Here is a 7,161-nt window from a genome sequence, read left to right on the forward strand (position 1 = left end):
TCAATCCTCCAGCGCGGCCGAGACCATGTTGTAGATCTGGTCGTCCGTGAGGTTCCTCTGCTGCGCCGAGCCCGACGGGCACGCGGCGATGCACGCGCCGCAGCCCTCGCAGATGGCCTCCTGGATGCGCGCGACCTTCTTCTCCTCGTCGAACTCGGCCGCGTTGTACGGGCACACCGACACGCAGATCCTGCAGCCGGCGCAGAGGTCCTCGTCGATGCACGCGATGGCCGGCTCGCGGTGGTACACCTCCTCCGCGAAGAGCGCGGCGACCTTGCTCGCGGCGCCCGAGGCCTGCGCGACCGCCTCGGGGATGTCCTTCGGCCCCTGTGCGGCGCCGGCGAGGTAGAACCCGGGCGCGAGGCTCTCGACGGGACGGAGCTTCGGGTGCGCCTCGGACAGGAAGCCCCACTCGTCGGCGTGGATCTTGAGCTTGTTCGCGAGCTCCTGCGCCGCCGCGCTCGGCACCATCGCAAGTCCCATCACGGCGAGGTCCGCGGCGATCTCGACCTTCTTGCCGGTGAGCGTGTCCACGCCCCACACGACGACCTTGCCGTCCTCCTCGAAGATCTTCGAGACCTTGCCGCGGACGTAGAGGACGTCGTCCTCCTCGCTCGCCCGCTGGTAGAACTCCTCGTAGCCCTTCCCGCCGGTGCGGACGTCCATGTAGAAGAGGTAGGCCTGCCCGTCGTGGACCTTGTGCTTGTAGAGCATCGCGTGCTTCGTGAGGTACATGCAGCAGACCTTCGAGCAGTACGGGACGTGGCCCTCGGGGTCGCGCGACCCGACGCAGGTCAGGAACACGACCTCCTTCGGGACCTTGCCGTCGGACGGGCGCTTCACCTCGCCGGTCGTCGGACCGGAGGCCGAGAGCATGCGCTCGAACTGGAGGCTCGTGACGACGTCCTTGATCTTCCCGCCTCCGTACTCCCCCATCTTCGCCATCGGGTAGAGGTCGAACCCGGTCGCGACGACGATCGCGCCGACCTTCTCCTCGACGATCTCGTCCTTCTGCTCGTAGTCCACCGCGCTGACCGGGCAGACCTTCTTGCAGACGCCGCACTTGCCGTTCTTGAAGTACGTGCAGTGCTCGGCATCGAGGACGGGCTTGTTCGGGACGGCCTGCGGGAACGGCGTGTAGATGGCCTTCCGCGGGGCGAGCCCCTCGTCGAACTCGGACGGCGTCTTCGCGGGGCACTTCGTGACGCACAGACCGCAGCCCGTGCAGACGTCGCGGTTGACGTACGCGGCCTTCTTCCGGATCTTCACCCTGAAGTTCCCGACGTAGCCGGCGACGTCCTCGACCTCGGAGTAGGTCATGAGCCTGATGCGCCGGTGCTGCGCCGCCTCGACCATCTTCGGCGTGAGGATGCACTGCGAGCAGTCGAGCGTCGGGAAGGTCTCGGACAGCTGCGCCATGTGCCCGCCGATCGAGGGCGAGCGCTCGACGAGCACGACCTCGTACCCCGCGTTGGCGATGTCGAGCGCGGCCTGGATGCCGGCGACTCCGCCGCCCACCACGAGCGCGCGGCGGGTGAGCGGGACCTCGATGGGCACGAGCGCCTCGTCGAGCTTGGCCTTCTCGACCATCGTCCTCACGATCCGGATGGCCTTCCGGGTCGCCTGCTCCTTGTCGCCCTGGTGCACCCAGCTGCAGTGCTCGCGGACGTTGGCCATTTCGACCTGGTACGGGTTCATGCCGGCCGAGGTGCCCGCCCGGCGGAACGTCGCCTCGTGGAGCGTCGGGGAGCACGCGGCCACGATCACGCCCGTGAGCCGGTGCTTCTTGATCGCGTCCTTCACAAGGTTCTGGCCCGGGTCGGAGCACATGTACGTGTAGTCGGTGGAGTAGGCCACGCCCGGGTGCTTCGCGAGGGCCTCCGCCACGCGCTTCACGTCCACGGTGCCGGCGATGTTCGTCCCGCAGTGGCACACGAAGACGCCGATCCGATGCTCCATCGATCCTCCTTACGACACGACCTTCTCGGCCAGGACAGGCCGCGGATCAACGGTGTTGCCGCTGAAGTCGAGGTCCCTTTCGGGAAGCCCGAGGGCGAGCCCGAGGAGCTGCGTGAAGTAGATGACCGGGACCGTGCGGAAGCCGCGCACGCGCTCGGCCATCTCCTCCTGCTTCCGATCGAGGTTGTAGCGGCACAGCGGGCAGGTGGTCACGATGACGTCGGCGCCGCGCTTCACGGCGGAGGTCACGACGGTCTGCGAGCAGGCGATAGCGAGCTCCTCGTCGTTCACGATCTGGAAGCCGCCGCAGCACTCGGTCTTCATCGGGAAGTCGACCGGCGTGCAGCCGAGCGCGCCGAGGAAGTCCTCGAAGATCGTCGGCTGCTCGGGGTCGTCGAACTTCATCTCGTCCTTGGGCCTGAGGAGCATGCAGCCGTAGTACGGCGCGACCGTGAGGCCCGCAAGCGGGCGCCTCACCTTCTTCGCGAGCGCATCGAAGCCGACGACGTCGCGCAGCATCTCGATGTAGTGGACGACCTCGACCTGTCCGGCGTAGTCCTCTGTCGTGTAGCTCTCGACCGCCTCGCGCGCCTTTGTGTCGGCGCGCAGGAACAGGTTGGCCTTGTCGCGCTTGTCGGGGTCCTCGCGCATGACGTGGTTCGCGCGCTTGAGGACGTGGTAGCAGAACGAGCAGAGCGTCACCACCTTGTCGCCGATCCGCGAGGCGTACGAGAGGTTCCTCACGGCGGCGAGGATGTCCATGACGCTGTCGGTCACGAGGGGAAAAACGGCCCCGCAGCAGGTCCAGATGGGAAGCTCCTCGAGCTCGATCCCCAGGGCCTTCGCGCACTCGCGCGCCGAGCCATCGAAGTCCTTCGCGCGCTCGTGAAGGGTGCACCCCGGGTAGTACGGGATCTTCATCGTCTCCTCCGACGCGCTAGCCGTTGAGCTTGCGGAGCGCCCCGACGACGCCCATCTGCGGCGCGTCCGACACCATGACGCGCGCCAGTTCGTCCGCGTCCACCTTCGGGTCCGACACGCGCTTCCTGAGCACGATCGCGCGGAGCGCGTCGCAGATGCTTGAGAACTCGACGCCCTTCGGACAGCGGGACGCGCACTGGAAGCACGAGGCGCAGATCCAAATGGTGTTCGAGTCGAGCACGATGTCGGGATGACCGAGCTGCAGATAGCGGATGGCCTCGCTCGGCGCGATGTCCATCTGCTCGACGACGGGACAGCCCGCGGAGCACTTGCCGCACTGGTAGCAGGCGCCGAGGTCCTGCCCCGAGAGCGTCTCGATCCTCCCGATGATCTCGTCCCTGATCTGCTCGCCGCTCAGCCTGAGCCGCATGTGGGTCCCTCCGAGAATGAACGGGGTAGGTGGCTCCCACCTACCCCCGGGGACATCGCGCATCGCCGCGCCGCGGGGTCGAGCCGCGGTGAACACGTCCTCAGGAGAGTACTGCGACCGGCGGCGGCCGTCAACGCGAATCCCGGCGGAAGATCGGCGATGACGGCGAGTCAGCGCGGTCGTTGAGCAGTGCCTGCGCGCGTGGTAGTCTCGCGCAGCGGCACATCCCAAACGAACATACGAGAAGGAGAGAGGATCATGGCCGAGGCGCCCCCAACGCCGCGTGCCCCGCTTCCCAGGAACGTCTGGGTGGCCACGGCGGCGAGCTTCCTGACGGACGCGTCGTCGGAGATGCTCCACAACAGCATCCCGCTGTTCCTGGTCAACGTCCTCGGCGCGGGGACGGCGATGGTGGGGCTCATCGAGGGCGTCGCGGAGTCCACCGCGAGCCTGCTCAAGCTCGCGTCGGGCTATCTCTCCGACCGCTTCAGGAACCGCAAGTGGCTCGCCGTCCTCGGCTACGGCGTGTCTACGGCCGCGAAGCCGTTCCTGTACTTCGCGACGACGGGCGCCGGCGTCCTCGGTCTGCGGTTCGCGGAGCGCTTCGGGAAGGGCATCCGGACGGCGCCGCGAGACGCGCTCATCGCCGACTGCGTGGACGAACGGTGCAGAGGGGCCGCGTTCGGGCTCCACCGCGCCGGCGACACCGCCGGCGCGCTCGTCGGGCTTGCGATCGCGCTCGCGATCGTGCTGGCCGCCCAGCGCGGGGGCGCGGTCCTGACGCGCCACGCCTTCCGGATGCTCGTCATCGGAAGCTCGGTCCCCGCCGTCCTCGCCGTGCTCGTGCTCGCGCTCGGCATCCGCGAGCCGCGCTCGCCCGCGCGGACGGCGGCGCCCCCCAAGCTCTCGCTCGCTGGGTTCGACCGCAGGTTTCGCTTCTTCCTCGTCATCGTCGTGCTGTTCACGCTGGGGAACTCGTCCGACGCGTTCCTCATCCTCAGGGCGCAGAACGTGGGCCTGTCGCTCCCCGGGATCTTCGGGATGCTCCTCACGATGAACCTCGTCTACGCGCTCGTCGCGCGCCCGGCGGGCTCGCTGTCCGACAGGTTCGGGCGGCGACGGTTCCTCATCGTCGGCTGGCTGGTCTACGCGGCAGTGTACGCCGGGTTCTCCCGCGCGTCGGCCGGCTGGCACGCCTGGGCGCTCATGGGCGCGTACGGCCTCTACTACGGGCTCACCGAGGGCGTCGCGAAGGCGTTCGTCGCCGACCTCGTGCCGCCGGAGCGCAGAGGCACGGCGTACGGCGTGTACCACGCGGCCGTCGGCATCACGGCGCTCCCGGCGAGCCTCATCGCGGGGCTCCTGTGGCAGGGCGCGGGCCGGTTCGGCGGATTGGGGCCCGGCGCGCCGTTCGTGTTCGGCGGGGCGCTCGCGCTCGCGGCGTCGGCGATGCTGGCCGCGCTGACGCGGGGCGGCGCGCGTGGTACAATGACGCCCGACGCGCAGCGGCGGAGTGAGAACACGAAGCCAACGGAGGTGTGAACGTGGCGAACACGAAGGCGTTGGAGACGACGGCGCGGGCTCTGGTCGCGCCGGGCAAGGGCATCCTGGCCGCGGACGAGAGTTCGGGGACCATCAAGAAGCGCTTCGACGGGATCGGGATCCCGTCGACCGAGGACACGCGTCGCGCGTACCGCGACATGCTGTTCACGACGCCGGGGGTGGAGGAGTTCGTGAGCGGGGTCATCCTGTACGACGAGACCATCAGGCAGTCGGCCCGGAAGGGCGTGCCGTTCCCGAAGCTCCTCGCCGACCGCGGCATCATCCCGGGCATCAAGGTGGACACCGGCGCGAAGTCCCTCGCGGGCTTCCCCGGCGAGAAGATCACCGAGGGCCTCGACGGGCTGCGCGAGCGGCTCGCGGAGTACGTCGGCCTCGGCGCGCGGTTCGCGAAGTGGCGCGCCGTGATCACGATCGGCCAGGGGATCCCGACGCGCGGGTGCATCAAGGCCAACGCGCACGCGCTCGCGCGCTACGCGGCGCTGTGCCAGGAGGCCGGGCTCGTGCCCATCGTCGAGCCCGAGGTGCTGATGGACGGCGGCCACACCATCGAGCGCTGCTACGAGGTGACGGAGGCCACGCTCGCCGCTGTGTACCACGCGCTCCACGGACAGCGCGTCGTCCTCGAGGGGACGCTCCTCAAGCCCAACATGGTGCTGTCCGGCGCGGCCTGCCCGAAGCAGGCCGGCGTGATGGAGGTCGCCGAGGCGACCGTCCGGTGCTTCCGCCGCACCGTCCCCACGGCCGTGCCCGGCATCGTGTTCCTCTCCGGCGGCCAGAGCGCGGAGCTTGCGACCGAGCACCTCGACGCGATGAACCGCGTGGGCCCGCATCCGTGGGAGCTCAGCTTCTCCTACGGCCGCGCGCTCCAGGCGCCGCCGCTCGAGGCGTGGCGCGGGCACGACGAGAACGTGCAGGCGGCGCAGAAGGCGTTCTACATCCGGTCGAAGCTGAACGGCGCGGCGCGGTACGGGAAGTACACGCGGGAGATGGAGTCGGCGCGCTGAACGAGGGCGCGATGAACGACAGGCCGCGCATCGGCATCAGCGCGTGCCTTCTCGGCGAGAAGGTCCGCTACGACGGTCAGCACTCGCGCGACCACTTCCTCACGGACACGTTCGGCAAGTTCGTGGAGTGGGTGCCGGTGTGCCCGGAGGTCGAGTGCGGCCTCGGCACACCGCGCGAGCCGATGCACCTCGAGGGCGACCCCGACGACCCGCGCCTCGTGACCATCCGGACGAAGCAGGACCGCACGCGCCGCATGAAGGCGTGGGCGAGGGCGCGCGCCCGCGAGCTCGAGAAGGAGGATCTGGCGGGCTACATCTTCAAGAGCGGCTCGCCGAGCAGCGGCATGGAGCGCGTGAAGGTGTACGACGCGCGCGGCGTGCCGAGGAAGGTCGGCGTCGGGGTCTTCGCGCGGGCGTTCATGGACCGCTTTCCCCTTCTTCCTGTCGAGGACGAGGGGCGCCTGCACGACGCGGTGCTGCGCGAGAACTTCATCGAGAGTGTCTTCTGCCTCAAGCGCTACCGGGACGCGGTGCGCCGGCCGCGGACCCTCGGCGCCCTCGTGTCGTTCCACGCGGCGCACAAGCTCGTGCTCATGGCGCACAGCCCGAAGCACCTCAAGGAGATGGGCGCGCTCGTCGCGCGCGGGAAGGCGCTGCGGCCTTCGGAGCTCATCGCGTCGTACGAGCGGTTCCTTCTCGCCGCGCTCAGCGTGAAGACGACGACCGGGAAGAATGCGAACGTGCTCATGCACGCGCTCGGCTACTTCAAGGACGACCTCACGCCCGACGAGAAGAAGGAGATGCTCGGCGTCATCGAGGATTACCGGCGCGAGTACGTGCCGCTCATCGTGCCGGTCACGCTGCTCAGGCACTACGTCGGGAAGTACGACCAGCCGTACCTCAAGGAACAGGCCTTCCTCAACCCGCACCCGACCGAGCTCAAGCTCAGGAACCACGCGTAGGGCACGTCAACGGAGGTGACACCCGGGCGCGCGTCCTCGCACCGCGGGAGCTCCGAACGGGCCGCCGGGCGTGCGGCAACCAACCGGCGGATGCTAGCCTGAGTCACCGTCGGAGAAGCTCCTTCCCTCGAAGCAACGGGACCCCGCCGGGGTCGCCAGGGTCCCGAAGAACCGGCTTGACACCGGCTGTTCCATGCTAGCGGCAGAACGCTTTGATCGTGCCCCAACTGGTGCGTTGAGCGAGCGACACCTGCTCATTCAGGAACAGGTAGATGAGGTAGTCGCCGCCACAGACAAGCAAGTCCGGATCGCCATCCCCGTC

6 protein-coding genes are annotated in these 7,161 nt (G+C 68.9%); 3 read left to right on the forward strand and 3 right to left on the reverse strand.

Translation table 11 applies throughout. From position 1 onward, the window contains the following. Genes FJY74_02840 through FJY74_02850 form a run of 3 tightly spaced genes read right to left on the reverse strand, consistent with a single transcriptional unit; the run spans position 1 to position 3,310 of the window. A complete protein-coding gene (locus tag FJY74_02840) occupies positions 1-1,959 on the reverse strand; it encodes a CoB--CoM heterodisulfide reductase iron-sulfur subunit A family protein (GenBank protein ID MBM3307244.1) in 1,959 nt (652 codons plus the stop codon). Between the two features lie 9 nt (positions 1,960-1,968). Further along, a complete protein-coding gene (locus tag FJY74_02845) occupies positions 1,969-2,880 on the reverse strand; it encodes a CoB--CoM heterodisulfide reductase iron-sulfur subunit B family protein (GenBank protein MBM3307245.1) in 912 nt (303 codons plus the stop codon). 16 nt (positions 2,881-2,896) lie between these two features. Continuing rightward, the gene (locus FJY74_02850) at positions 2,897-3,310 is read right to left on the reverse strand and encodes a 4Fe-4S dicluster domain-containing protein (GenBank protein MBM3307246.1); all 414 of its coding nucleotides are present in this window, start codon (positions 3,308-3,310) and stop codon (positions 2,897-2,899) included. Between the two features lie 258 nt (positions 3,311-3,568). On the opposite strand from FJY74_02850, the gene FJY74_02855 reads away from it, so the two are divergent. From FJY74_02855 to FJY74_02865, 3 genes are read left to right on the forward strand one after another with little or no spacing between them, the layout of a single operon-like run. Further along, positions 3,569-4,852, forward strand: coding sequence for an MFS transporter (locus tag FJY74_02855; GenBank protein MBM3307247.1), 1,284 nt, complete (start codon positions 3,569-3,571; stop codon positions 4,850-4,852). Positions 4,853-4,854: 2 nt separating this feature from the next. Next, entirely contained in the window at positions 4,855-5,877 is a 1,023-nt protein-coding gene (locus FJY74_02860) for a fructose-bisphosphate aldolase class I (GenBank protein ID MBM3307248.1), read from the forward strand. A gap of 11 nt (positions 5,878-5,888) precedes the next feature. Further along, on the forward strand, positions 5,889-6,839 hold the full coding sequence (locus FJY74_02865) for a DUF523 and DUF1722 domain-containing protein (GenBank protein ID MBM3307249.1): 951 nt from the start codon (positions 5,889-5,891) through the stop codon (positions 6,837-6,839). Positions 6,840-7,161: the final 322 nt, after the last annotated feature.

Source organism: Candidatus Effluviviaceae Genus I sp., from assembly GCA_016867725.1.
Classification (GTDB): Bacteria; Joyebacterota; Joyebacteria; order Joyebacterales; family Joyebacteraceae; genus VGIX01.

Coding starts and splice junctions, on each gene's coding strand:
- FJY74_02840 (MBM3307244.1), bottom strand. CDS start 1,959: ATGGAGCATCGGATCGGCGTCTTCGTGTGCCACTGCGGGACGAACATC.
- FJY74_02845 (MBM3307245.1), bottom strand. CDS start 2,880: ATGAAGATCCCGTACTACCCGGGGTGCACCCTTCACGAGCGCGCGAAG.
- FJY74_02850 (MBM3307246.1), bottom strand. CDS start 3,310: ATGCGGCTCAGGCTGAGCGGCGAGCAGATCAGGGACGAGATCATCGGG.
- FJY74_02855 (MBM3307247.1), top strand. CDS start 3,569: ATGGCCGAGGCGCCCCCAACGCCGCGTGCCCCGCTTCCCAGGAACGTC.
- FJY74_02865 (MBM3307249.1), top strand. CDS start 5,889: ATGAACGACAGGCCGCGCATCGGCATCAGCGCGTGCCTTCTCGGCGAG.